The 26794-nt window shown below is 43.9% G+C and carries 16 protein-coding genes and 1 riboswitch; of the genes, 13 read left to right on the top strand and 3 right to left on the bottom strand.

Annotated elements, in window-relative coordinates:
* Positions 1-204 precede the first annotated feature (204 nt).
* The 4 genes from ACQ5DJ_RS06240 to ACQ5DJ_RS06225 all read left to right on the top strand — a co-directional run bounded on the left by ACQ5DJ_RS06240 (position 205) and on the right by ACQ5DJ_RS06225 (position 10593).
* The gene (locus tag ACQ5DJ_RS06240) at positions 205-1413 is read left to right on the top strand and encodes a TolC family protein (RefSeq protein WP_429841687.1); all 1209 of its coding nucleotides are present in this window, start codon (positions 205-207) and stop codon (positions 1411-1413) included.
* Between the two features lie 451 nt (positions 1414-1864).
* Positions 1865-5023 carry an S-layer homology domain-containing protein gene (locus ACQ5DJ_RS06235; RefSeq protein ID WP_429841845.1) on the top strand — a complete coding sequence of 1053 codons (3159 nt, stop codon included), beginning with the start codon at positions 1865-1867 and terminating at the stop codon, positions 5021-5023.
* Between the two features lie 124 nt (positions 5024-5147).
* Complete coding sequence (locus ACQ5DJ_RS06230) at positions 5148-8981, top strand: sugar-binding domain protein (protein WP_429841686.1); 3834 nt, start codon at positions 5148-5150, stop codon at positions 8979-8981.
* Between the two features lie 970 nt (positions 8982-9951).
* The gene (locus tag ACQ5DJ_RS06225; RefSeq protein ID WP_429841685.1) at positions 9952-10593 is read left to right on the top strand and encodes a hypothetical protein; all 642 of its coding nucleotides are present in this window, start codon (positions 9952-9954) and stop codon (positions 10591-10593) included.
* 344 nt (positions 10594-10937) lie between these two features.
* Here ACQ5DJ_RS06225 and ACQ5DJ_RS06220 read toward each other — a convergent pair whose 3' ends face one another.
* The 3 genes from ACQ5DJ_RS06220 to ACQ5DJ_RS06210 all read right to left on the bottom strand — a co-directional run bounded on the left by ACQ5DJ_RS06220 (position 10938) and on the right by ACQ5DJ_RS06210 (position 14812).
* Entirely contained in the window at positions 10938-11750 is an 813-nt protein-coding gene (locus ACQ5DJ_RS06220; RefSeq protein WP_429841684.1) for a hypothetical protein, read from the bottom strand.
* 63 nt (positions 11751-11813) lie between these two features.
* Positions 11814-12677: a tyrosine-type recombinase/integrase gene (locus ACQ5DJ_RS06215; protein WP_429841683.1), complete on the bottom strand. Its 864-nt coding sequence runs from the start codon at positions 12675-12677 to the stop codon at positions 11814-11816.
* 317 nt (positions 12678-12994) lie between these two features.
* Positions 12995-14812 carry a hypothetical protein gene (locus tag ACQ5DJ_RS06210; protein WP_429841682.1) on the bottom strand — a complete coding sequence of 606 codons (1818 nt, stop codon included), beginning with the start codon at positions 14810-14812 and terminating at the stop codon, positions 12995-12997.
* A 1074-nt stretch (positions 14813-15886) separates the two neighbouring features.
* Between ACQ5DJ_RS06210 and ACQ5DJ_RS06205 the strand changes: the two genes are divergently transcribed.
* The 9 genes from ACQ5DJ_RS06205 (at position 15887) to ACQ5DJ_RS06165 (ending at position 26650) form a co-directional block, all read left to right on the top strand.
* The gene (locus tag ACQ5DJ_RS06205; protein ID WP_429841681.1) at positions 15887-16828 is read left to right on the top strand and encodes an accessory Sec system S-layer assembly protein; all 942 of its coding nucleotides are present in this window, start codon (positions 15887-15889) and stop codon (positions 16826-16828) included.
* 96 nt (positions 16829-16924) lie between these two features.
* A complete protein-coding gene (locus ACQ5DJ_RS06200; protein WP_429841680.1) occupies positions 16925-17872 on the top strand; it encodes an SLAP domain-containing protein in 948 nt (315 codons plus the stop codon).
* Positions 17873-17913: 41 nt separating this feature from the next.
* Positions 17914-18909, top strand: a complete 996-nt coding sequence (locus tag ACQ5DJ_RS06195) for an SLAP domain-containing protein (protein WP_429841679.1) — start codon at positions 17914-17916, stop codon at positions 18907-18909.
* 179 nt (positions 18910-19088) lie between these two features.
* A complete protein-coding gene (locus ACQ5DJ_RS06190; protein WP_429841678.1) occupies positions 19089-21665 on the top strand; it encodes a S8 family peptidase in 2577 nt (858 codons plus the stop codon).
* A gap of 61 nt (positions 21666-21726) precedes the next feature.
* Positions 21727-21828: riboswitch (SAM riboswitch) on the top strand.
* Between the two features lie 133 nt (positions 21829-21961).
* A complete protein-coding gene (gene metK, locus ACQ5DJ_RS06185) occupies positions 21962-23167 on the top strand; it encodes a methionine adenosyltransferase (protein WP_429841677.1) in 1206 nt (401 codons plus the stop codon).
* 150 nt (positions 23168-23317) lie between these two features.
* The gene (locus tag ACQ5DJ_RS06180; protein WP_429841676.1) at positions 23318-24334 is read left to right on the top strand and encodes a polysaccharide deacetylase family protein; all 1017 of its coding nucleotides are present in this window, start codon (positions 23318-23320) and stop codon (positions 24332-24334) included.
* Positions 24331-25473 carry a sensor histidine kinase gene (locus tag ACQ5DJ_RS06175; RefSeq protein WP_069850894.1) on the top strand — a complete coding sequence of 381 codons (1143 nt, stop codon included), beginning with the start codon at positions 24331-24333 and terminating at the stop codon, positions 25471-25473. The genes ACQ5DJ_RS06180 and ACQ5DJ_RS06175 overlap by 4 nt, the downstream gene beginning before the upstream one ends.
* A gap of 33 nt (positions 25474-25506) precedes the next feature.
* On the top strand, positions 25507-26214 hold the full coding sequence (locus ACQ5DJ_RS06170; RefSeq protein ID WP_069850892.1) for a response regulator: 708 nt from the start codon (positions 25507-25509) through the stop codon (positions 26212-26214).
* A 70-nt stretch (positions 26215-26284) separates the two neighbouring features.
* On the top strand, positions 26285-26650 hold the full coding sequence (locus tag ACQ5DJ_RS06165) for a glycosyltransferase family 2 protein (RefSeq protein WP_429841675.1): 366 nt from the start codon (positions 26285-26287) through the stop codon (positions 26648-26650).
* Positions 26651-26794 lie beyond the last annotated feature (144 nt).

Below are 26794 nucleotides of genomic sequence, written 5' to 3'. Positions count from 1 at the left end.
ACATAATCGTAGTACTCTATGTGGTGCTTCTGGAATAAAAAAGGAAAGGGAGGAGTTACTTATGATTCCCTTATGAAAATGCTGGTATGGCATAATTTTGCGTGTGAGAAGGATAACTCTGTGATATAGTGATCTTGGGACAAACCACATATTTAATGTGGTTAATAATTTTATGCTCAATATAAAATGAAGGAGTGGAATTCAGTGAATTTTCCATATTCGAAAAAGAAATGGATGTCTATTAGTTTGGCGGCATTATTAACAACAGCACTTGGCGCAGGAACCTTGACGGCATCTGCGAATACAGGCTCCGATCCAGCAAAGGCACCTACGACTGTACAAGCATCTAACGATAAAGTAGCAGCAGAGGCTGGCAAGGATACTACATCAACGCCTGATACTTCCGCAGCAGAGGAGTTGACGTTGGATAAAGCGATTGAAGAAGCTTTGAAAACCAACGTCTCATTACAAAATGCTCGTTTGGATGCGAAAAATGCAGATATTAACAACTCGATTACCTATAGAAGCACGGCGCAAATGACAGCAGACATGCTGGAATCCTTGGACGCAGCACAAGCAAAGTATGTGAGAAGCGCCCAAAGTGAAATGACCAAAAAGCTGAATGCCCTCGCTGTTAAGACTACAGAAGGAAAAATCAAGTTGGGCGCACAAGATGCCTATTACAAGCTGATTTTTGCTCAGGATGACCTGAACTTGAAAAAACAAAGCTTGGCTCGTGCAGAAGCACAATTGAAAGTAGCCAAGGCTGCATTTGATGTGGGAACCAACGCGAAGACAGACGTTCTTGAGGCAGAAATGGGCGTAGCAGGTGCAAAAGCTCAATTGACGACTGCGGAAAACAACTTGGAAATTGCCGTGATGGATCTGAACGATTTCCTTGGCGTTGATCTTCAAAAAGAATGGAAAGTCGTCGCTGCCAATAAGAAAATGGCTCCAATCTCGATCACCTTGAAAGATGCAGAGAAGCAGGCTCTCTCTAAACGCTTAGAGATTACAAAGGCAGAAGAAGAACTCAAGCTGGCAGAATTGAATGTGAAGCTGATCGCCGAGTATACCGCAGCTTCAACTCTTTCTGGTCAACAAGCTCGCAACAACGTTGAGAAATCGCAGCTTGCTATTGAGGAGGCAAAACGTACCGTTTCGAAAGACGTTGCACAGGCATACCTCAATTTAAACGCAGCACGCGAGGCGATTGACTTCCAAAAAGCAGCAAAAGATTCTGCAGCTGAGAGCTATCGCTTGAAAAATTTGCGTTTTGAAAATGGACTCGCGACGACTTTGGAAGTAATTCAATCAGAAGAAGCATTGTCTACTCGCGAGAATGAATACCAAAAAGCTGTTTTATCTTACAACTTGGCTGTCGTAAACTTTGAAAATGCATTAGGAAATTAACCTAATTTAAGCAAGATTTATGTGCTTTTGAACCAAATTGGAAAAAGGTTCAGTCGTGACAGCCCGCCATATGTCCCCTATAATACGGATTGTGGCGGATGTCACTTCGTACATAACGGACAGGTGAATAACGAACCACGAAAAAAACTTCAATTTTTTTTCGAAGGCGCCGCAACTTTTGATTCGCTCAGGCGTTTAATAGGATGTCACACGAAAAACGGGGAATTGTGTAAAAAAGATTCACGAATTCTAGCAGTTGTGTTACACTAGTGATTGTTGCATTTTACACAATACTGAATATACTAGAGATTTTTAACACAAAAAGCGAGGCTTTCCTGCGAAAGGAGGTGACACGCGCTTGCAGGATTCGGGCTTTAAAAAGAAAGATAGATTAACAACAAATATTCCCCAAGAACAATTTGTTTATACTAGAGGAGGAGAACACAAGGTTATGAAAAAGGTCGTTAACAGTGTATTGGCTAGTGCACTCGCACTTACTGTTGCTCCAATGGCTTTCGCAGCAGAAGAAGCAGCAACTACAGCTCCTAAAATGGATGCTGATATGGAAAAAACCGTAAAACGTCTTGAAGCTCTTGGCCTGGTAGCAGGTTATGGCAATGGCGAATACGGTGTAGACAAAACTATCACTCGTGCAGAGTTCGCTACTCTGGTTGTTCGCGCTCGCGGACTGGAGCAAGGTGCGAAATTGGCACAATTCAGCAACTCTTATACAGATGTGAAATCTACTGATTGGTTTGCTGGTTTCGTAAACGTAGCTTCCGGCGAAGAAATCGTAAAAGGTTTCCCGGACAAATCTTTCAAACCACAAAACCAAGTTACTTATGCTGAAGCAGTAACTATGATCGTTCGTGCACTGGGTTATGAGCCAGCAGTTAAAGGTGTATGGCCTAACAGCATGATCTCCAAAGCTTCCGAGCTGAACATTGCTAGAAGCATCACTACTCCTAACAATGCAGCAACTCGTGGCGATATCTTCAAAATGCTCGACAACGCTCTTCGCGTTGACCTGATGCAACAAGTTGAGTTCGGTACTGACATCCGTCATGAAATCACGAAAGAAACTCTTCTGACTAAATACCTGAAAGTTACTGTTCGTGACATGGAGTGGGCTCAAGAGTCTGGCAACGACAGCGATGACTTGCCATTGGTAACTAACGTACCAGCTATCGGCTTGGGCAAAATCAAAGCTAACGAAGTTACTTTGAACGGTAAAGACGCTGGTATCGGCAACACTACTTACAAAGTAGCTGACGGTATCAACGCTAACGATTTCGCTGGTCAACACGTACAAGTGTGGATCAAAGACGACCGTGAAGACGTAATCGTTTGGATGGAAGGTTCCACAGACGAAGAAGTTATCATGGACCGCGTGGGCGAGTTCACTCTAAAAGGCAAAGTTATCGAAGATAAAGATTTAGATAAACTGAGCAATTCTGATCTGGCTGATCTGAAATTGGAGTTGGATGCTAGCGAAAAAAGCTACCGCTTCAACAAAAACACTCAAGTAACTTACAACTTCACTCGCTTCAACGATGCAGTTGATGGTTTGAAAGATATCATCAAAGACAACGCTGATGGCGGATTCACTTTCGGTGCGAAAGTTGTTCTGGACAACAATAACGAGATTGCTTACATCCACGTTATTGACGACCAATCCATGAACAAAGAAGACGAAGGCGTTAAATACGGTTCCGAAGTTATCTCCAAAATCGATGCTGATAAGAAGAAAATCACGAACCGTGATAACGACAAGTTCAACGAACTGGAAGACAAAGAAGAAGGTAAAGACTTCTTGGTATTCCTCAACGGTAAACCAGCTAAATTCAGCGATCTAAAAGAAGGCATGGTTTACAGCGTATACTACGCTGATGGCGACGAAGACAAACTGCTGGTATTCGCTACTGACACAGTAGTAGAAGGTAAAGTAGACAAAGTTGTTAGCCGTAACAACAACGACTACCGCCTGACTATCGGCGACAAAACATACCGCGTTTACGAAGGTGCTACTTTCTCCGATGACGGTAACAAAGATGTTCAAGACATCGACAAAGACCACTGGGATCTGGTTGACAGCTTGGACGACGAAACAGTAAAACTGTACCTGGATGCTTCTGGTCGTGTTCGTCACATCGAAACTAAGGATGCTATCGACGATCGCAAACAAAAAGCAATCATCACTCGTGCAGCTACTTTCAACACAAGCAAAGACACTTGGGATTTCACTGTGTTGACTCAAAAAGGTAAAAAAGTAACTGTTTCCCTCGAAGCTAAAAACATCTATGACTTCGATGGCAAAAACTACGCTAGGGATGGCAAGTCCGAGTGGGATCTGGAAAACATCCTGGTACCTAGCAAAGACAAAGACACTCTGCTCGTAGAAGTAACTCTTGATGCAGATGGCAAACCATCTAAAGTTGAATTCGTGAAACCTGTTAAGGTTGAGCAAGAATCCGGCAAGGCTTGGGATGACCTCGCAGATGAAGACGACGATATGGTTGGCGACTACGAAGTTACTGACAAAACAGCTGTCTTCAACATGACTGGTGAGTTGGAAACAAACGGCAAACGTGCAGAACTGAAAAACGCTAAAACTGCGAAGTTCAAAGACGTTGCTGACGAAAACGACCTGTCCGTAATCTACACTGTAAACGACAAAGACGAAGTAGAAGCAATCTTCGTTGTTGATGGTGATGGTTTGGCTGGAGACGCTATCTACGGTCAAGTGATCGACTTCGGTCGTTCTGGCGGTAAAGACACCATCAAAGTATGGGTTAAAGATGGCGATAAAGTTGTTGAGAAAGAATATAAACTCGATGGCGATCAAGACGATCTGAAAGATGACGACATCCGTCGTAACGACTTCATCGCATTCACAGTTGATTCCAACGACGAAGTTATCGTTGACGATGTAGTTGAAGTAGTTAACAAAAACGCTAAAGGCATGCTCGCAGAAGTAACTGACGAAAAAGGCCTGAAAGATGCAAACATCGACAAATTGGTTGTTGGTTTGGTTGACAATGTAAGCAAAGACACCATCACTTACAAAGATGCTGACGACAACAAGAAGAAAGCTAGCATCAAATCTGCTACAGTTTACTTCGATCTGTTCGATGACCTCGGTGGCGTAGATGGCGTTAACGAAGGCGACTACATCGTAATGATCGACAGCGCTGATATCACCGGTACTAAATACGACTACGTTCTGATCGTTTCCGACGCGAAGACAGTTCGTAAAGAGGGCCTGGCAGAGGAAGCAGAAGCATTCTTGAAGCAAGAGCCAACTGAGCCAACAAAACCAGAGTGGGACGCTCTTCCAAAAACAGTAGAAGGTAAATTCGTATCTGCTGGTACAATGAAAATTTACCGTGCTTCTGTAGAACTGAACAAAGACATCAAGGCTGATGACGTTGATGACATCATTTTCTCCATCAACGGCAAAGAAGTAACGCCTGACGTTCTGGACTTCAAAAATGGCAAAATCTCCATCCAGTACCAAACTGAAGACAAAGTAACTTCTAGCGAACTGAAAGTTACTAACAAAAACGGTAAAGATTCCGACAAAGCAACTGTAAACTTCGTAGAAGCGTAAGAATTACAGTTAGCTAGTCTGAAACAGGATTTGGGTTACCAAAGAGTTAGAGGGGACATTTCCCCTCTAGCTCATATTACCCGACTATAGAGAACTTCCTATCAAACATACGGAGGGGTAGTACGTGAATAAAAAAGTGGTACTTTCTGTTCTTTCAACTACACTTGTAGCTAGCTTGGCAGCTTCTGCTTTCGCAGCACCAAAAGATGGAATTTACATTGGTGGAGACATCAAAAAATTCTACTCTACTGACATTCTGTTCGAAATGACGCCAGCAGCTAAAACAGCTTATAACAATGAGCTGAAAACTATGGCTACTAACCTGAACAACATCGTATTCGTTGACGTTAAAGGAAACGGTGCTTCTCTGCAAGAAATGTTCGACAAGGGCGGTAAAGTAGCTCTGGGCGAGCCTCTGAAAAAAGAAGACTTCGTTGATCTCTACAAAGTAGTGAACAAAGACGGTTCTTCTACTGCTAATGAAAATGCTAGAGACAAAGTAGATGGCACAACTCCAGGTGAACTGAAAGTTGAATCTGTAAGTGCTATTACCAAAACTAAAGTTCAAGTGAAATTTAACAAAGCTGTAGATTCAGTAAAAGCTGAAAACTTCACCATTGCTGGTGCTTCTGTAACTGCAGCTACTCTTGGCGAAGATAAGAAAACTGTTGCTTTGACTGTTTCCGGCTTGAACTACACAACTGAGTACACTATCGTAACTAAACAAGTGTTGGTGGATGGTAAGCCAGTAGATGTTGCTGATAGCAAATTCACTACACCTGCGGTAACCGATCTTTACAACCTGGAATTGTCAACAAATGTACCTGGTGACCAAATCCTCGCCAACGGTGCAGACAATCTGGTTGTAACTGCTAAACTGTTGGATAAAGTGACAGGTCAAGTTGATACAAATGCAGACAACGTACTGATTGCTTTCAGCTCCACTTATGGAAACTTGGCTAATGAACGTGTAACTGTTCAAAATGGTGTTGCAACCGTTACATTGCGCTCTGAATTTAGCCAAAAAGATCTGGTAGCTAAAGTAGATGCACAAGTTATTGAAGCATCTGGTGATTACAAAGATCTGATCGGTAAAATCGTTGGAACTAAAAATGTTCACTTCAAAGTGAAACTGGATGATGGTACCAGCCCAGAACAAAAACCAGCTGTTAGATCTGCAGGTTCAAACCAAGCTGACCGTGTAACTGTCAACTTCAACAAAGATGTTACGATTGCTGACTTTGTACAGATCGATGAAGTTACCAAAAAGCCTAAAGTTGATCCAGTTTCGAAAAATGCTATCTTGAAAGCAAAAATCGAGATTACCCAACCAGGCCATACGACGCCTTACGTTGTCCGCGGTTTGAAAGCAGTTCCTGGGAACTCTAAAGCATTAGAGGTTATCTTGGATAAACACGCAGCAGATAACACACTAAAAGATAACGAGACAGTATTCGTGAAGTTTATTCAAGACAGCAATATTGGGGAACAAACAACCTCTGCTGACTTTATCTTGGCGGATGCACGTAAACCAGAAGCTACCTCTGCTGTTTCTCAAGATCTGAAAACAGTAAAAGTAAAATTCTCTGAAGCAATTGCTAAAGCAGATGTATCACTCGATGGCGGAATTACAGCAATTGATTCTTACAGCTTTGGCGATTTCGATGCAGAAACGTTAGAGGATACCCGCGATATCTTGACAATCAAAACCAAGAACTATCTGCCTGCAGGTACACACTCTGTTCAGTTGTCCTCGATTTATGATTATGCTGGTTTGACAGATGACAAAAATATCTCTACTAGCCAATCCCTGGACTTCAATGTAGCTGGAGATGATTCAATTCCTTCTGCTTCTGTAAGTGTGGAATCCTCTGAGCAATTCCGTGTTACATTTAACAAGCAAGTTACTGGCTTGACAACTGCTAACACGAAGCTTCAGGTAGCTGTAAAAAATGCGGATGGCACTGTTGAGTGGAAAAATGTAGAGGATGTATCTGGTAAATATAGTCGTACACCATTGTTGACTATTGATCCAGTATCTGATTCTGAGTATGTATTTGAGTTGAAAGATGACTGGACACAAATCTATAATACAAAATTAACAACAAAGAATTACTACAATGACTCCTATCGCCTGTTCATTGCTGCTAAATCTGTTATGAATCCGGCAAACGGGAAGCAGAATGTAGACATTATCATGCCTCTCAGCGACGCAATCATGACTGGCCCTGATACAACCAGCCCAAGCATCACAGATATTACTGAGATCGCTACTGGCCGTTACAATGTTGAGATGAGCAAACCGGTTAAACTTCCTGGCCAAGATAAGAATGGAAATGATGTAATTGATACACCATCTGAGAGCCAAGGAACAACTATCCCTGTACCTATCATTGAATTCTTGGGTAAAGACAAGGATGGTAATACTATCACAATTAAAGGTAAGGTTGAGAAATACACCGACAAAAACCATGCTGACAAGCAGTTTGAAGTCGTACCGCAACCAGAACCTAACCAAGATAGCCCACAAGACATTGTAAACAAAGGTGGAAATCAAACTTGGACGCTTGTTGTCCGTTCGATTTCTGATGACGTAGGTAACACTGCTCAAACCTTGACCAAAAACTTTGTTATTAAACCAAACGTTGTAGTTGCTGATGATGTATTCATGGTAGCAGGTTCACTTCCAAATGGTTCTACGTATAACAAAGTTGAAGGATTCCTGAATGGTAGTGGCCAAGATACAATTGTATTAACATTTACTTCTGGTGTTACGTACACAGGTTCTGAAAAGAATGCTGTTAACCCAGCAAACTACACACTCGATGGTGAGAACCTGCCAAAAGGTACATTGATCTCCATTGAAGATGCAGATAACAATACAAACAACGGTTACGAAAGAGTAATTTTGACTTTGAAAGATGGAACGCTTGGAACTTCTAAGCATTCTAATGTAATTACGCTTTCGAAGAGCTTGGTATCCTACAAAGGCACCAAGTTGACTGGTTTGTATTCTGTAACCTTTAAACCGGAAGTCGGTGTAGATCCAATCGACTCAAATGCGGCTAAAGCAGCTGATAAGGCTATTGCTGATCTCCCAGCAAATATCACCCTTGCAGATAAAGCTGCAGTCCAAGCTGCTCGTGCACAGTACGATGCGCTGAAACCGGAAGCAAAACCATTGGTGAAAAACATCAAGGTCCTCGAAGCAGCAGAAAAGAAAATTGAAGAGCTAGACAAAGCTCAAGGTGATGCAGCAGCTAACTTGAAAGCGGCGCAAGAAACTGTAGCAGCTCTAGAAACAGCAGCAGGCAAAGACCTGACAGTTGAAGCGAATCTGCTTGAAGCTGAAAAAGCTGTAAAAGACGCTGAGGCTGCTGTTACTAAGGTAGTAGCTGGTTCAGATAAAGATGTTCTTGCTGCAAAAGTAACTCTGGCTAAGAAAAAAGTTGCAGATGCTCGCAAATTGTTTGATGCTGACAGTGCAGCTGCACTGAAAGCAGCACAAGATGCTGTAACAGCTCTGGAAGCAGCAGCAGGTAAAGACCTCAAAGTAGAAGCAAACCTGACTGCAGCAGAATCCGCTTTGGCTGATGCTAAAGCAAAAGTTGCTAAGGTTGCTACTGGCGCTGACAAAACAGCTCTTGAAGGCAAAGTAACTGCTGCAGACAAAACAGTAACTGACGCTCGTAAAGCTTTTGACGATGCAAAAGCATTGGAAGCTGCTAAAACAGCTTTGAACGATGCAGTCGTAGCTGCTCAAGCGAAACATGATGCAGCAGCAGAAGGAAACGCTTCTGGTGAATATCCAGCGCCAGCAAAAGCTAGCTTCCAAACAGCTATCACCGCAGCTAAAGGTGTACACGACAATGCTACATCCACAAAAGCAGAGTTGGATCAAGCAAAAGCTGACTTGGCAACTGCTGAAACAGCATTTGATGGATTGAAAACTCCTTAAAAAAATCACGAAACGTTACTTCATAAACTCACTTGAGTGAAAGAAGTGAGAATACCCCTAGACAACTTTTAAAGCGGTTTAGGGGTTTTTCTCTAACTATCTTGTCAAATAGATTGGTGCAACTCCAATCCATGAGAACAGCCTATGACTCATGTGCCTAATCCTCCTGCACGGAAAACAGTCCTATACCAACTGCTTCCGTGAAGTCAGGTGAAGTCGTACTTGCGTAAAGCAAGGCGGGGCTCCTTAAAAGTTGACTATGGTCAGGCGACGAATCCATGGTGACCCGATACGAGATAGCTGTTGTTAGGTAGTTAAGCGCTAGGGGTTTAACAACAGTCGATGTACGCGAGATCGTGCAGACGAAATAGGAACAATTCAGGCTGTTAAACCTGTTTTTCTCGGATTGTATAGTGGGGACCTAAGGTCAGCAAAACAAGGGATAGACAAGGTGGAACGTTTGAAGTCTTATCAGAAGAGGTGGGTTAGCACCCGTGAGGCTGATAAGATGGCAGCGGGTTCGTAGTAGTGTGGATGGCTTGCCGTTTGTACCCGTAGTGGTAACACAGACGGGGAGGAGAAAACTGGCCGGAGCGAAGGAACCCAGTCAGCGGATAAGAAGGATACGAGAACTTACAATGGGCGTTGTAGTTTCTCAAGTCTACAAATGAACGATTTCCAAAAAGGATTGCAGAGAGATACATTCTGCAGTCCTTTTTGTCGTTTGATCATGCTTAAGACTGCTGCCAGTATAGCGTGTTAGACGGTTAAGTTTGTGAGAAATTTGTGAGAAGCATTTGATAGGATGAACATGCCCATTGTAAGACGTAACCTTTCCTAATTCGCTGATGGAACGCCGTATGCGATGAAAGTCGCCCGTCCGGTGTAGGCTCGTTATAACCCTAAAATTCAAACGGGATAAGACGAGAATAGCGAGATTTTGTGGAATGCAAAGGAAGTAGTAAAAGGTATGGCACCGACCGGTGGTAGAGAAGAGACGAATCAGTTGGAAATTTTAACAGGTGCAAATAAAGACGGAAGGATTAAGGTAGTATTTGATGATGGTCAGATTCGAAAAGACATTTTTCAATCGGTGAAAATGAATGACAGTGCTTCAGCGATCTTTTTCCAGCTATATGATGCGATTTATCAGGAATTAAAAGCAGATTATAATATTACAGGAAGTGGAACGTCTGTTTATATTAATGAACCGACTCAAGAGGCAGACAAAGATATTACCATCACGTTAGAAGATCTAGACGCCACAGGTGTCACTGGAGTAGGCTCAGAATGGAACAAAGGAGTCGCTGGTACGGGAGGAGTAGCTGAGGTAAATGAACTTGAAATTACTGAGGCTGGTTCTGGAGCGATGGATGTGCGCGTTAACTTTACCGACGGATCTTTCTTTTTAAACGAGACTGTTACTGTTACCCTACAAGGTACAGAAACACCTTCTGAAGTTGCAGACAAAATTGCCTCTGCTTTTCATGCACTCAATGATGGCAAAGGGATATTCCGCCAAAATATCACTGTTTCTGGGGCGAGCGTAATATTTACGTCTACAAAAACATTATCTGACCAAAATATAACCATCTCGTTAACGCGTAATTAGTATTTAGTAAGAAATTGTGATAACCGTTTTTTAATTTTCTCAGAAATAGTTAGAAATGAAGTTTAACCAAAATTTTTAAACAATGGCTTAATACGGGGCTTATCATATCTGTCGTCCAAATTCGTATTTATGCCAAAAGAGTCTGTCTCGCAGAGGCAGACTCTTTTTTACCTGACCTTCTTGCGTTATTTTCATTATAAAAAGCAATAGTTATAGTGAAAAGTCGCTTTGATGACGGCAAAGAGTTAGACGCCAACATAAACTGCCTCCCTAGCTAAACGTAAAGATATAGATGGGGAGGCCAGTACCTACAAATTATTTATAATGAAAGTGACTATTTTACTCTAAAACTTTCCAATCAACGTACTAATCTCTCTCTCATACCCATATCGCTTGAAAAACTCAATCAATGCCACCGCAAATATATCTCGCTGGCTAATATTTTTTTCCTTACTATATTCACGCACCATTTGATCAAGTGTATTTGTCATATGAACAGACTTCGTAACGAAAACACCAGGTACGGCATATCGAGGAACTTTTCCTGATTCCGAGCCAGGGACCACCAGATCGATTAAACGGCCTCTGTTGCGCTCCAACAGCTCGAGTAGGGAAAGATACTGATCCATCTGTCTCGAACCCGTAAGGCCGGTTCTAGCCCCTACAAAAGGCTCCTCTAGTTCTTCCAGGGGATTTTCATTAGAGAAATTCGTTACTGCTTCGTTGTGAACCATTTCCTTATCAGCCAGTCTTCCATATTCCTTCACATAGTTCTTCGTATCAGAACACCACTTGTATCCTTTTGCCTTCATATATGTTGCAAGCTCTCGATGATCCTGAAAGCCCATACGTTTGGCAATCGTCTTCGCATCTGCTCCTTCTTTCTGAAAGAGCGAGAGAATCGTCGACTCCATTGAAGACTTCATTAAATCTTTGCTTGGGTCCCACTTCTCGGTAACTGTATGTATAGGTACATAAGCTTGTTTATAACGATCCCACATAAAGTTCTTGCGACGCATGTATATATCTAACGTCTTGTAATTCTTATGTCCCAATTCCTGCGCTAACTCATCTCTTGATTTTCCCTCAATCATGCCTCGCAATATCTCATTGACTCGCTCATCATAGATTGGTTTTTTCTCTGTACGTATATCCACACTCTACACTCCTATTTCTCTCTCTTTTAAGCTTTTAAGTGTTTGGATTTTTTATACTCACATCTACAAATGGCTGATCGCATCTCGTAACTGATCTAAATTGGTGTGAGTATAAATACTGGTTACGTTCAAAGATGAATGACCTAGAAGTTTTTGTATTTGTACCAGATTAACATCCTTTTTAACTAGCTGGCTTGCAAAGCTGTGGCGGAGGATATGTGCTGTTACTTTCTTGCTCCACCCTAATCGCTTGACTGCTTCCGTAATTTCGCGATTTACGTATACCGGCGACAGCTTCCCGGTTTTTTTCGTACAAAAGAATCGATTGGAACCAGAATCAGGTCGCTGATACTGTACGTATTCTTTCAACAATGGCAGTAAACGAGGAGAGATGGGAATGAACCGATCCTTGTTTCCTTTACCAGCCACCACGAGAATCACCTGCTGATCCCATTTCACATCTTGTAATGTGAGGTTCAGGCATTCTGATATGCGCATACCAGTCAAGAAGAGGACCATGACCACTAGTTTTATTAAGGGATGATCGATGGTGTTTACGAGATCGTATACCTCATCTTCTTCCAGGTATGTTCTTTCTTTTTGTTGCACCTTTATTTTCTCTACAGACAGCGCGATATTCCTCGCAACCCACTCTTTTTTATGCGCATAAGCAAAGAATGAACGAAAAGTATGGAGGTTGCGTTGTCTGCTAGCAGGAGCATAGGAACGCTCCGATTTCAGATATAAAAGAAAGTCCTCGATATCCGTAGCAGTCACTTCATCGATGTATGGTTCACAGTTGTATTTGCTTTCCAGAAAGCGAGTAAAATAGGTGAGATCCTTTTTATACCCCGTTATTGTTTGTTCACTCCGGCCAATAGAGAACAAGTATTGCAAGAATAGGTCTACTGCTTGAGTTAAAACCATTTGTTTCGCAACACCACCATGAATCCAAGTGTACATAAGCAGAAAAAGTAAGAACACGATTAGTATAACCGTTAATTGGATATTTACATACAATGAAACGAAAATGTTATGTGATTAAAAAAGATATAAGTTTTCAGTATTATGTAAACGCAAATGAAAGGGACTAGCGCATGAAAGCGTTAGTCCCTCCCACCATTTGCTACAGATTACAATTATTTCTCTGACGGTTAGAAAAAGACCCCGTACACATTTCTGCGTATGGGGTGCTTTTTCAACTTCCTTTGCTCTTTTGTAGAGCTTATGAAGTAATGTTTCGATTACTGAGTAACAACGATGTTAGCTGGAACGGACAAAGCGTTTCCTGCAGCGTCCTTCACATCAATGGTATCCAGTGCTTTCAGGGAGATACCTTTAGCAATTTTGTCAGCGTCAACCGCTGCGATTGCTACTTTTACAGTAGTAACAGCAGTAGAACCGATGCCAGTGGTTACTTTTTCAGCAGTACCCTGGGATTTGCCTTCGATCAACACTTCGAAATCTTCAGCAGTATCATCAAGTACAGCTTCAGAGAAAGTCAAAGTGATTTCTGTTGTTCCAGTCAGCTTAGCAGAAACGACAACTGGAGCAACGTTCTCTTTCAGTACTTCTGTGTTAGTGTGGAATGGCTCCATCACTTTAGTAGAACCGAGAGCTTTCACATCAGAGATGTTGATGTTGCGAGTACCAGTGAATTCATTAGAACCTGCTTTCAAGTTCAGAACAGCAACTTGAGTAGTTGCTCCAGCTGCAGTTACAGCTGGCAGCAATGTTACAGATTCAACAACAGCGCCGTCAATTTTGTAGTTAGCTGCATTCGTAGCAGAAGCTCCGTCTACTGCTTGGTCAAAAGTAACGTTTACTTTGTTGTTGTTAGTAGCATCTTGAATTACAGTTTTTACTTTCGCAACTGCACCGCTAGCTGGTACGCCATCTTTACCGCGAGTAAATGTTGCTTTAGCATCTTCAACAACTACACCTGCAGCACTAGTTACACCAGTGAACTTCAGGTCGAGGTTGTATGTAGCACCCTCAACATCAGTAGTTGTGTCGCCCAAGAGAGTATCGAGGTTTACACGAACTACTTTCTTGTTAGTTGCATCTGGTTTTACTTCTGTATCAGCTACAGTGATCGTGTTCGTGATATGGTCTTTTACGAAAGTACCAGTAACAGTTACTTTACCAGTATCAACTTTAACATCTTTATCAAATGTCAGTTCAAGATATTGCTTGCTATCAGTAGCATCTACTACTACATTAGAAGAAGCAACTTTTGGAGCTGCAGCATCTTTCGTGAACACTACAACCTTGCTTGTGTCAGCACCAACTTCACCGCTGAGGTCATTGAAGCCTTTTACAGCGATTGTTTTAGCACCGTCAAGTACTGCTGGAGCAGTTACAGTGTAGAGAGTAGCATCTGTAGCGTCTTTAACCACGCTAGCTGTAGCAACGTCTGTTCCATCGATGGAGATTGTTGGGTTTGCAGCAAGTTGCTCGGAGAACTTAACAGTGAAAGTAGTTGCTCCTGTTTGCGTGATAGCAGAAACTGTTGGAGCTACTCCGTCCAAAGCACCTTTAACCATTGTTACTGTTGCAGGGTTTGGAGAGAGCAGGTTGCTCGCAGTGTCTTGCGCACCAATTACTGTCGCGATAACTGTTTTGCCAGATGCGATATTGGAAGTCAAAGTGAAAGTCACTTTGTCAGTTGTAGTGGTGAAGTTATGAGTAACATGACCATCTGCAACTGGAGTACCGTCAGCATATTTGTATGTTACAGTACCGATTTGTTTAATTGGCTCAGAGAATGTAACAGTGAAAGTGCTAGCGGAATCTTTTACAGTGGAAACGATAGCTGGAGCAGTAGTGTCAGCAGCGAATGTTACAACTTCATCGTATTTAGCAAAAGCAGAGCCATCTTTAGCTTTGATGCCATCGATAACTACGTTGTAACGCTTGGAAACTGCACTTGCTGTCGTTACAGTCAAAGTTTTGCCGTCTTCGCTCAATTTACCGGACAAAGCACCAGCTGCAACGTTATCGATAGAGTTAATAGTTACAACACCAGCGTCGAATGCACCGCTCTTGTCATCAGCAAACAAAGATGCAGCATCAACTTCTTTGTTGAATTTAACTTCAACAGTTGTACCGTTAATAGCACTAACCCTTACAATAATTTCTAATTGTTCACCAATTCCAGCAAATCACGTCCTACCAGTATTTTCATAGGGCCCATGTTACCCGTCATTTGTAGAAAAAAGGAATATGGATGTAGTTTGTTCCTAAGTAATGGAAATCCCCACAATATGGAAGTGTAGTTCTGCCATTGGAAGTTGATGTTAAAGAAAACTAGCATAATAAATCTGGTAAAAATAAAAAGGACTATTCTATTAGCGAATAGTCCTCTAACTTAGTAGTGAACGCTAATCCTTGGGTAGGATAAGCGTTTTGTTTTTTATTGATGCCAAATGATCACTCTTAATAACCGAACCGATGGTAGCCTTTGCGCAAGGTGAAAAAAGCGACATGGAAATCGCAATCGCAGAAACCGAAAAATACCGCCAGACGGCAACGCTCGAGATTACAAGCAATGCCGGAGATGACGTTACTGATCAAATCATCCGTATATATAGAAGGAACTGAAAAAAATCGAAGGAGCCAATCGCGTTTGTGATAGGCTCTTTCTTATACCTCATAAAAAAGGACCAACTGCACAAGACAGTTGGCCAAAAAGAAATTCCCCAAGTTATTTGTTTAGACCCTTACATTTTATCAATAATAAACAAGGTTGTAAACTTTAACTCATTATGGAAATGTTATACATGAAATCTCAAACGTCTAGATAGCATAAAAATTTTTTCTTCATTAGATATGCGACTGAGACATGGTGAATGATCAAAGGTGTTTGCACGGGATAACCAGACTAAAAAACGGTCCTTGAGGCTGAGAGCAGTTTTTTGCCCCACCACCCATCCTTCCATTCCTTGACATCGCCTGCTGCGTACGGGTATCCTAACATAACTAACAGTACGAATCATGCTGTGAAAAGGTTGCAAAAACCGCTTGTTTTCCACTTGGAATGCCAAGTTTTCTATGTTGCAAAAGGATGTCACTATGCTATAGTGGATGACGAATGTAACTATATATAGATGTAGAGAAAAGTTGGGAGCGACGATATGTTATCCTTCTTGAAGAATTTAATGGGGAATAAACCGACAACCAATGAGGTGCGAGAGCAGGTTCAGGAGGAATCAATCCTTTCCGCTGCTGATACCGAACAGTCACATCAGGAAGAACAACAGGTACAGGTTGAATCAACTGGCGTCACAACAACACTCTCTCTGCATGAATCTTGGGAGAAACAGCTGAGTGCGCAAGAGAAATACTCGCTCTCCTTTATGGCTCAAGAGCTGGAACCGTTGCAGCCAGGGAATATCTCCTTGGCGGGAACTGCGCTTGTTCCACATGATGACGGGATCGAAGTGACGGCATTCGTCCGGAACAGCACGGACCGTCCAATCAGCCTGAATGAGATGACACTGGTGGTACTGTTTGGGGATCAGGAGCTGTTTACCCGCCAATCTTTTGATTTGAGCGAGCTTGGAGAAATTCCGCCGCGTTCTGCAAGGCCGTGGTCGTTTGTATTTACCAGAGAGCACTTTTTACAGCTAGAAGTTCTTCTCGTGAATTGGAAGATCGCCTTTGAGATGGCACAGAAGAAGATGGTTCTTCCACAGCAGCTGGAGCTTGAGGAATCCTGGATTAAGGCGCTGACTGATGAACAAAAAACGTCCTTAATTGAATTAGCGAAGAACCTCCCTGCTCTAAAAGAGGGAGAAGTAAATATACAGAGTGTGCAAATTCGCAGAACCGAAAGTGGTGCTCTGAATGCGATGCTTTTGATTCGCAATGGCTCTACACAGTCGCTGTCCTTTGAAACGTTGCCGCTGGCGCTTTATGATGCAAGCGGGGATAAAGTGGCAGAAGGCCTGTTTGAACTAGGAAGCCTGACTGTAAATGCCAATACCAGCAAGCCGTGGCTGTTTATTTTCCCGCCAGAGAGCATTCAAAAGGAAGAGCTGGACTTGTCGCGTTGGAAAGTAAACGTTCCCCAATAAGCCTGATGCAAGAGAGCAAATTTGCATAGGCTAGTCAAAAAAGTTTATCATGATGAGAGAGCTTCGTTCGTGTCCGGACGTGTGAGGAGGTAGCCTATGTTTTCCTTTATGAAGAATTTATTAGGTAAGGATCAACAGGATCTGAAAAAAGATATTCAAGAAGAGTCTGCCATTGATGTCGCTGAGATGAAAAACACCGAGGTCGAAATGGAAGGCAATGAGCAACAGGAAGCTTCTGTAGGTGGAGCTGAAAAGATTCGTACGGAATTGTCACTGAGCCAGATTTGGGAAAGTGAGCTGGATTCTGAGAAGAAGTATACGCTCCGCTTTTTGCAAGAAGAACTGCCTGAGATGCGTAAAGGCATGGTTAGCGTAACTGGATTCAGTATGATTCCGCAACCAAACGGCCTGACTGTCGCTATGTTCTTCCGCAATTCCACGAATAAGCCAGTACGGATCAAAAACGTTGGGTTAGCGATTTATCTCGATGATAAGGCGTTTGCACGGATCAAGGTGGATTTGTCAGATATGGATGCAATTCCGCCGCATACCAGCCGTCCGTGGGAGGTATTGTTCCCGGAAGAGAGCTATCTGCATGATAATTTCACCTTTAACCGCTGGAAAGTGGTTATGAAGGCTGGTAGAAATTCGCATGTGTGGCCTCGTAATCTGGAGCTCGATCCTGAAATGGAAAAGCGCATGACTGATCGCCAAAAGGATCGTCTGGAAGCATTGGCGCACTCTCTGCCAGTGATTCCGATTGATACCGTTCAGGTTACTGGTTTTGACATCGGAATGACAAAGGAAGGACATTTGGTAGCAGCGATGCTCTTCCGCAATGGGATGGCTCACGATTACCGTCCAGATGAAATCAAGCTGACGATTGCTGATGCAAATGGTGATCTCGTAGCAACAGGTGTGCTGGACGCAAGTAGCATTAATGTGAAGCCGGGTTACAGCCGTCCGTGGTTGATTGTATTCCCGCCAAATTTAGTGAAAAAGCCTGATGCCGACCTGAAAAGATGGACGCTTGAGGTAGAATAGAGCGCAATACTTTTGAGGTGTGGGAAAGAGGAGGTTGACTTATGAGTTGGTTATTAGAAAATTGGTTTGGTTCCAAGGAGAGCTTGGAGCAAGTACGCGAGGATATTCATGAGAATCTTCATAGAGAGTTTTATTTGGGTGTATCCGGATTAGATAATCCGCAGCAATCTGCGAACCGTGTGGAATCCAAGGAATTGTTTTTGGTGCTGAACGGTCCGTGGGATGATCAATTGGACGAAGCGGAGCACGAGCTCTTGCAATATGCGCATGATGAAATGCCTCCAGTAGTTCGTAACGAAGTAGGTATCATTCCTTTCTTCACACAGGTTACCAATGATGGTTACTTGGTTCTTACCTACGTTCGCAATGCGACTGACCGCAGCATTTTGCTGCAAAAGCTTCCGTTGTCTTTGGTGACGGAGGATGGAGAGGAAGTCGCGAGAAAGACTTTTGATCTGATTACATCTGGTCCAGTGATGGAAATGTCCAGCCGTCCAATGGAATTCATGTTCCGCTGGGATGAGTTCGACCGTATCCCTGAAAAAGAGGTTCCTCTGAAGCTGGCTTATATCAAGCCGAAGAAGAACGAAGTAGAAGAGAACCAAAACTATAATTTGGGTCTGAGTGCAGATGAGTCCAAGCAATACATGCAGCAGGCAGCAGAAAAGGCTCCAATTGTAGAGGGCGAAGTAGATTTGCAAGTCCTCGACATCAAGCCAGGTGAAGATAACGGCCTAAAAGTCATCGTTGCTTTCCGTAACGGTCTGGCAAAACGTCTGGAGTTTACAGAAGTGCCGATTATCGTTCATGATAAGGATGGCGATACCGTCGCACGTGTACACTTCACCTTGGAAAACATGAAGGTAGAAGCAAATAGCCATCGTGTATGGGCATTTGATATTCCGTTCTCCTCCATTAAAAAGGAAGAGGTAAATCTGGCGGAACTGACTGCTTTTATTCCGAAAGCACAGCAGAGAAAAAAAGAAAAAGCTCAGGTAACACCTGAAGTGGAAGACAATAAAGGTTTGTTACAGTAAGAAGAAAACCCTTTTTGCCCATGGTGAAAAGGGTTTTGTACTGTTATGACGTTCCAAATATTGGGTGATCAGGGTTGCGTGTCTCCCTTTTCATCCGCTATGCTAGGATGAGAAGATAAATACCTGAATTCCTTTTAGACTGCTCATCGTGCAGGGGAGAGAAGGAAGGACTGTTTTACATGAAAAAATCAGTGAACATGTCAGTTGCGACTGCGATTAGTGTCGCGCTAGTGATGGCAAACAACCAAACGATCTATGCTGCAGCACCACCAGCATCGAATGACTACTATTTAAGTAACCAGCTTCATTTGAGTCAGATTAGAGCTCTCCAAGCATGGCCAGTCGTAAATAGTAATGAACAGATTATCATTGCGGTGCTGGACTCCGGTGCGGACTATGAGCATCCTGATTTGAAGGACAACCTTCTGCCGGGTGTGAATCTTGTCAATCCAGGGAGATCTGCCCAAGACGATAACGGACATGGAACAGAAGTAACTGGTGTACTGGCTGCTAGCGGGAATAACAGTATGGGTGTATCCGGTGTCTTGTGGAATGCCAAGGTTTTGCCGATTAAAATCTTGGACAAAAAGGGAGATACTACGGAGCCGACTCTTGCTAAGGGTATCAATACTGCCTTGGATCGTGGTGCCAAAGTCATTGTGATGTCTCTCAGTAGTATGGCCTACTCCAAGGAACTGACGAATGCTGTGCAACGAGCGGAAAGAAGCGGAGCTGTTCTGATTGCAGCTAGTGGCAATGAGAGTAGCCGTGTGGCTTATCCGGCTGCTTATCCCACGGTAGTAGCGGTAGGGGCTGTAAGGAGTAACAATGAAGTGCTGTATCAAAGTAATACAGGACCTGAGCTGAACCTGGTAGCGCCTGGTTTCAATGTTTATACGACCAAGCTTGGGGGGAAATACGGTTCTTTTAGCGGTACTTCAGCAGCGGCACCACAAGTAGCAGGTGCAGCGGCGCTCATACTAGCTCGTCATCCCAAACTAAGTCCATTTGATGTAAGACAATTGCTTTATCAAACGGCTACGGACTTAGGAGAAAAGGGATGGGACCGAAAAACGGGCTACGGGTTGTTAAATGTCGACAAGGCAGTTCGAACGCCCTTATCCTATGACTTTTTAGAGCCGAATAATCAGACATACTCAGCAAAAGCGTTCCCGATCGAGTCTCAGATACGTGGAAATTTGGGGCCAAAAGACACGATAGACTGGCTGAAGATGGACATCCCTTACGATGGAAAGGTCAGCTTCACAGCGTCTGTGACTTCTGGTGTTTCTTCAGCGATGGCAGCTACCTTTTACCCAGAAAATCGTCCACCGATCACGCAGTACTTCGGGAATGGGGATACGATAACGGTTCCGGTCAAGGCGGGAAGCATGAATATCCGGTTAATGCGTAACGGAGGGGTCAATAACGCTTTTACCTACGTGTTGACGAGTAAGTTTACCATCAATCCGGACCGGAATGAACCGAACGATACGCAAGAGACGGCAAGGCCGCTCGTAGGTAATCAAATCAGTGTAACAGGCAATTTTCACGATGAAGGGGATCAGGATTGGTTCTCCTACTATGTTCGTGAATACGGGCATTTGGATGTCACTGTTAGTCCTGATAACAAGCGTGTCGATCTATTGCTGAGTATCGGTAAACAAGAGATCGGAAAAAAGATGGTTGTCTGGGACCCTAACTACGATAATGGAACGAAAGACAATCCGACAGAGCGCGTCCAAAAAGAAGTGTCACCAGGTAAGTATTACATCCGTGTGAGTGAGTACAATCGCAATGCGGTGAATGGCGAATATCAGCTGGATCTGGGATACACGCCAGTAAAAAAAGATTTTAATGAGCCGAATGACACCTATCAAAAAGCGTCTCCGTTAGGCGGTGGGACAGTGATGTCAGGCACAATACCGACAGCTACTGATTCCGACTGGTTCCAATTTACTGTGAATAGTGAATCGTATGTGACGTTCCGAGCGCCGTACATCCCTGTCGATAGCGGCTTTCGTTTCGCGCTCTACAGCGATCGAAACATGAACTATGCGATCGCTTCGACGAATGAGGTAGCGGAGTTGTCTAACCGAGGAAACGATATTATCGGTTTGCGTTTGCAACCAGGAAAATATTATGTACGACTTAATAGCGGTACTGCGTTCAAATATGAATCGTACCGACTCACGGTGACGCAGCAGAAATTGATAGCGGGCTATCGCGATATTTCGGACCACTGGGCGCGCTCAGAGATCGTCAGACTTAGCTCTCGCGATATTGTAAATGGATTTAATGATGCGTCGTTCAAGCCCAATCAGGCAGTGACCCGTGCAGAGTTTTCGACGATGCTGCTTAAATCGATGCGTGCGACCGGTTCCAAGGTAGCGACTACCTACACAGGAAAAACGACCTTCCGGGATATGCCAAAGCGGCACTGGGCGTATCACAATTTAGGTGTAGCCTATCAATTAGGAATTTTGAAAGGGTACCCGAAGAATGAAATGAAGCCGGATCAGCCGATATCGCGTGCAGAGATGGCGGTAATGATCGCGCGGGCGCGTGATGTTTTGATGTATAACCGAGGTACCTCGAATTATCAGGATGTGCCAGCGAGTCATTGGGCTTCTCCTGCCATTGAAGCTTTGACATCTAGAAATTGGCTCAGTGGGTACGGTTCTTCCTTTAAACCGAATGGAAGGGCTACTCGCGCCGAGGTAGTAGTGGTACTTTCCAAAGCCTATCAATTATAAGTAAAAATTTTCCTATTGACATCTCTGAAAAAAACAATTATTCTATTATCCGTAATGGATACTCTTATCCAGAGCAGGCGGAGGGACTGGCCCTATGAAGCCCGGCAACCGATCTAGAGCGGTGCTAACCAGCAGAACGGACATCCGTTCTGGCCGATAAGAGGATGAAGGAAGCAAAAAACGCTCAAACCTTTTCCTCCTCAAAAATGGAAAAGGTTTTTTATTTGCGTTTACGTAGATAAAATCCTGACTCGGCTACCACACTATTTGTATGAGGTCAAAGGAGGTATTTTCTCATGGCTTTGCAAAAAGGTCGTCGTCTGTTTACATCCGAATCTGTAACCGAAGGACATCCGGATAAAATTTGTGACCAAGTTTCCGACTCCATCTTGGATGCGATCCTGTCCAAAGATCCAAACGCTCGTGTAGCTTGCGAAACATCCGTAACTACTGGTTTGGTTCTCGTAGCAGGTGAAATTACTACAAACACTTATGTAGATATCCAAAAGCTCGTTCGTGAAACCATTCGTGAAATCGGTTATGACCGTGCGAAATTCGGTTTTGACGCTGACACTTGCGGTGTTATTACTGCAATTGGCGAGCAGTCCGCTGACATTGCACTTGGTGTAGACCAAGCATTGGAAGCACGCGAAGGCAAAATGACTGACGCTGAGATCGAAGCAATTGGTGCTGGTGACCAAGGTTTGATGTTTGGTTTTGCTTGCAATGAAACACCTGAGCTGATGCCACTTCCGATCAGCATGTCTCACCAATTGGCTCGTCGTCTGACTGAAGTACGTAAAAACGGTACACTTGCTTACCTCCGTCCTGACGGAAAAACACAAGTAACCGTTGAGTACGATGGTGATAAACCAGTTCGTATCGATACAATCGTTATTTCTACCCAACATGCTCCCGAAACAACTCTGGAGCAAATCAAGCAAGATCTGGTTGAACACGTAATCAAACCAGTTGTTCCTGCTGAACTGTTGGACGCTGAAACCAAATACTTCATCAACCCAACTGGCCGTTTCGTAATTGGTGGACCACAAGGGGATGCTGGCTTGACTGGCCGCAAAATCATCGTAGATACTTACGGCGGTTATGCTCGTCATGGCGGCGGTGCGTTCTCCGGTAAAGATCCGACAAAAGTTGACCGTTCCGGTGCTTACGCAGCTCGTTATGTAGCGAAAAACATTGTGGCAGCTGGCCTCGCAGACAAATGCGAAGTACAAGTTGCTTACGCAATTGGTGTAGCACAACCAGTTTCCATCGCAGTAGATACATTCGGCACAGGTACCATTTCCGAAGAAGCTCTGGTGAAATTGGTTCGTAAACACTTTGACCTGCGTCCTGCTGGTATCATCAAGCAGCTCGACCTGCGTCGTCCTATCTACAAACAAACAGCTGCATATGGCCACTTCGGACGCAATGACCTGAATGTTCCTTGGGAGCAAACAGACAAGGCTGAAATACTGAAGCAAGAGGCTGCTCAACTGTAATAGCATGAATGACATAAAAAGAGCCTGGTGTTGCTACTGGGCTCTTTTTCATTTTAGGAGCAAAGTCATCCAATTATTGGGTCGATTGTTGCACAGGAATTTGTAGGACTGTGTCGAATCTCCTAGTGAGGAAGTAGAGGAGGGGTTTTTTTGCCGAACAGAAGGCTCTTCCTGATCGTATTTCTTACTTTTTTGTTTTTTGCAGTGGCTATTGGGTTGTTAGGCGAATCTTTTCTGGAAAAAAAGAATAAACAAGAAGTGCAACCTTTTCCCCAAGTGGATACGTCTATAAGCATAAGTGAGACAAAAAATGCTGAGCCAAACGTCACACCAATTGAAGAAGCAGCGGTTCAAACGAAAAAGTGGTATAACAATCAGGTTGTGGTTTTGACGTACCATCATGTCACGGATCAATCGAATCAGCGGTATGTCATAGCTCCTGATCAATTTGCCCGACACATGAAATTTTTACATGATAACGACCTGAATCCGATTTCGTTGGATGAGTTCCTGCGATTTATGGAGACGGGTACCTTACCGACTGAGAATGCTGTTTTGATTACGTTTGACGATGGGTATGAGAGTTACTACAGAGAAGCATTTCCGATCTTACGTACATACGGCTACCCTTCAGTGAACTTCGCAATTGCGGGGCGCTTAAGAGATGTAGCTGACCGAAAACGGGAGAATATGACGCCACCACTTACGCGTCAACAGGTTAACGAAATGATTCATTCGGGACTGGTTACAATCGGGTCCCATACGTACAGTCTGCATGAAGAGGAAGAACGAAATGAGTGGGGCGACCTTGGCCCAGAAACAGCTCCGGTCTATCTGAAAGATTTGCAGCGTTTAGAGGACGAAAAAGAGTACAGGGACCGTCTCTATGTGGATTTCAGGATATCTCGCGTCAGTTTAAGCGAATGGATGAAGCAAGAGATCGATGTCATCTCGTTGCCATTTGGCTACACAAGTCCAATCGTACTGGAGACAGCTCGTCAAGCTGGCTACCGCTATGTATTTACATCCAATCGTGGATTCGTAAAACAGGGAACAGATCCGTTTGCCATTCCACGCAATGACATGGGACTGCGAGATGTTGAAGAAGAGCACCTCCAACAGTTGTTCACGAAGGCTAAAAATGAGTTTGAAGGAGAGCAATCATGAACAAAGCGATAGATATCAGCGTGCTGGACGGGGTGATCAAGCGAACGATTGAAACCGTAGAAACGAGTAAAACTCAAATATTTGATATAGCTGAAAACGCCAGACAGCATGGCAACTCTTTGAAGTTTGATTTACATGAACTTCGACAAGAGATTTCCAAAGTGATTCAAAAGGTCGATGCGCTTGAACTCGCGTATCGCAAATCGCGCAACAAGCTCGTGTTGGTCAGTCGTAATTTTCATATGTACACGGAGGAAGATATCCGGGTTGCGTATGAAGAGGCGAGTCGTATTCAGGTAGAACTGTCCATTTACCGCGAGCGGGAAAACAATTTGAAGCGCAGAAGAAATGATTTGGAGCGTCAACTGCGTACCTTGGAAGAAACCATCGTCCGTGCAGAAAAGTTGGTTTCTCAAATGGGCGTCGTGCTTGGTTACTTAACGGGGGACTTAAGTAAGATAGGTGAGGCGCTAGAATCGGCTAAGCAGCATCAGTTGATGGGCTTAAAGGTAATCCAGGCTCAGGAAGAAGAGCGCAAGCGTGTCGCGCGCGAAATTCACGACGGTCCAGCTCAATCGATGGCGAATGTCGTGCTGCGTTCGGAAATTGTAGAACGCATGTTGAAGAACGAGCGCATTTTGGAAGCGCAAATGGAACTTCATGAGTTGAAGGAAATGGTACGCTTGAGCTTGGCGGATGTTCGACGTATTATTTTTGATTTGCGTCCAATGGCATTAGATGACTTAGGGCTAGTACCTACCTTGCAAAAATATATTCAAACGTGCGAAGAGCGAATTCAGTCTTCCATCGATCTGGTAGTATTCGGTGTGGAGCCTCCTTTGCGCAGTTCAGTAAAGGCTGCGATCTTCCGTTTGGTTCAGGAATGTCTGAACAATGTGGAGAAGCACGCAGGCGCTACGACAGTTCAAGTGAAGCTGGAATTTGTACAAGATTCGTTAAGTCTTGTCGTCAAAGACGATGGGGTCGGATTCGATCTGGAAAAACGTATGGCGAATGGCAACTCTTTTGGACTCTTGGGAATGCGGGAGCGTGTACAGCTCTTAGAGGGCAGTGTTGAGATGCAATCCGCTCCAGGAGAGGGAACCAAGGTTATATTCCAAATACCGATAAAATTGTGACATGATATGTAAATAAGTACTGGGGGATGAACCATGGATAAGAGACAGCAAGAACTCCGCATCGTGATTGTAGATGACCATCAATTATTTCGCGAAGGTGTAAAGCGAATATTGGAAATGGAAGATGATTTCAAGGTCGTCGGGGAAGGTGCGGACGGAGGAGAAGCCACAGTATTGGCGGAAGAGCACAAGCCGGATGTCTTGTTGATGGATATTAACATGCCGAACATAAATGGCGTTTCTGCTGCAGAAAATGTGATTTCGGTAAGCCCTTCTACTCGTGTGATTATGCTCTCGATTCATGATGATGAGGGATATGTGTATCGTACACTCCGCGCTGGAGCGTCTGGCTACTTGCTGAAGGAAATGGGAACGTCAGACCTCGTTGACGCTGTACGTGTAGTGGCGAGTGGTGGTGCATACATACATCCGAAGGTGACGGGCAAGCTGATTGAAGAATTCCGTCGTCTGAGCGAGCAGGAAGGGACGGCAGAGCGTAGCTTCTCCGTAGATGAATCACAAGCCATCGATCCAAAAGTGATCGAGTCGCTTACCCGTCGCGAGCGGGAAGTATTGCAGCTGATGGCAGAAGGGAAAAGCAATCGTGCCATTGGGGAATTCTTGTTTATTAGTGAAAAGACGGTTAAAAATCACGTTAGTAGCATTTTGCAAAAGCTCAATGTGCAAGACCGGACACAAGCTGTTGTCATCTCCATTAAAAACGGCTGGGTGAAACTGTAGGAAGCGCTTCCTATTTGCACGCTGTTCAAGCCGTGCGGCATACCTTGGTATAGGAGGAGGTATGACCGCGATGGAAGAGCTGATTGTATGGCTTTTGGCAGCATTTGGATGCTCCTCTTTGTTGGTAATGATCGCGGAGCGCTGGACCAATCGGACGGATAGCGCGAGCGAGCTCCCGTATGAGCATTATCGGTTGCTGGTACGCAATTCGGAACAGGTGCTGGAACGTGTAGTGCGGAGTCTGCTGTTTCGCTCGTATTGGAGTGGCAGACCTATCCGAATTACCTTGATAGATGATGGATCAGACGATGATACGAAACAGATGACAGCCGTCTTGAATCGTTATCCGTACGGACATTGTTTGGTAGACGTACAGGAAGAGGTGGCGGCTGGAACCATCGTCATTGATCTGCGGGAGAAAAAAGAGGGAGCATAAGACTTTGTAGAGCAAATATTTCGAGCTGTCGACAGCATAAACTGTCCCCTATAGAGTAGACACTTAAAAAAGTCTGCCTATAGGGGACTTTTTTTGTATAATCGAGAAAAATTACTGGGGTTGAGTCCAATGAGCAAAAAGTTG

Origin of the sequence: Brevibacillus sp. FIR094 (assembly GCF_050477165.1) — a bacterium.
GTDB lineage: Bacteria > Bacillota > Bacilli > Brevibacillales > Brevibacillaceae > Brevibacillus.
Note: the sequence above shows the minus strand (reverse complement) of the source record. Positions and strands in the feature narration are given on the sequence as shown.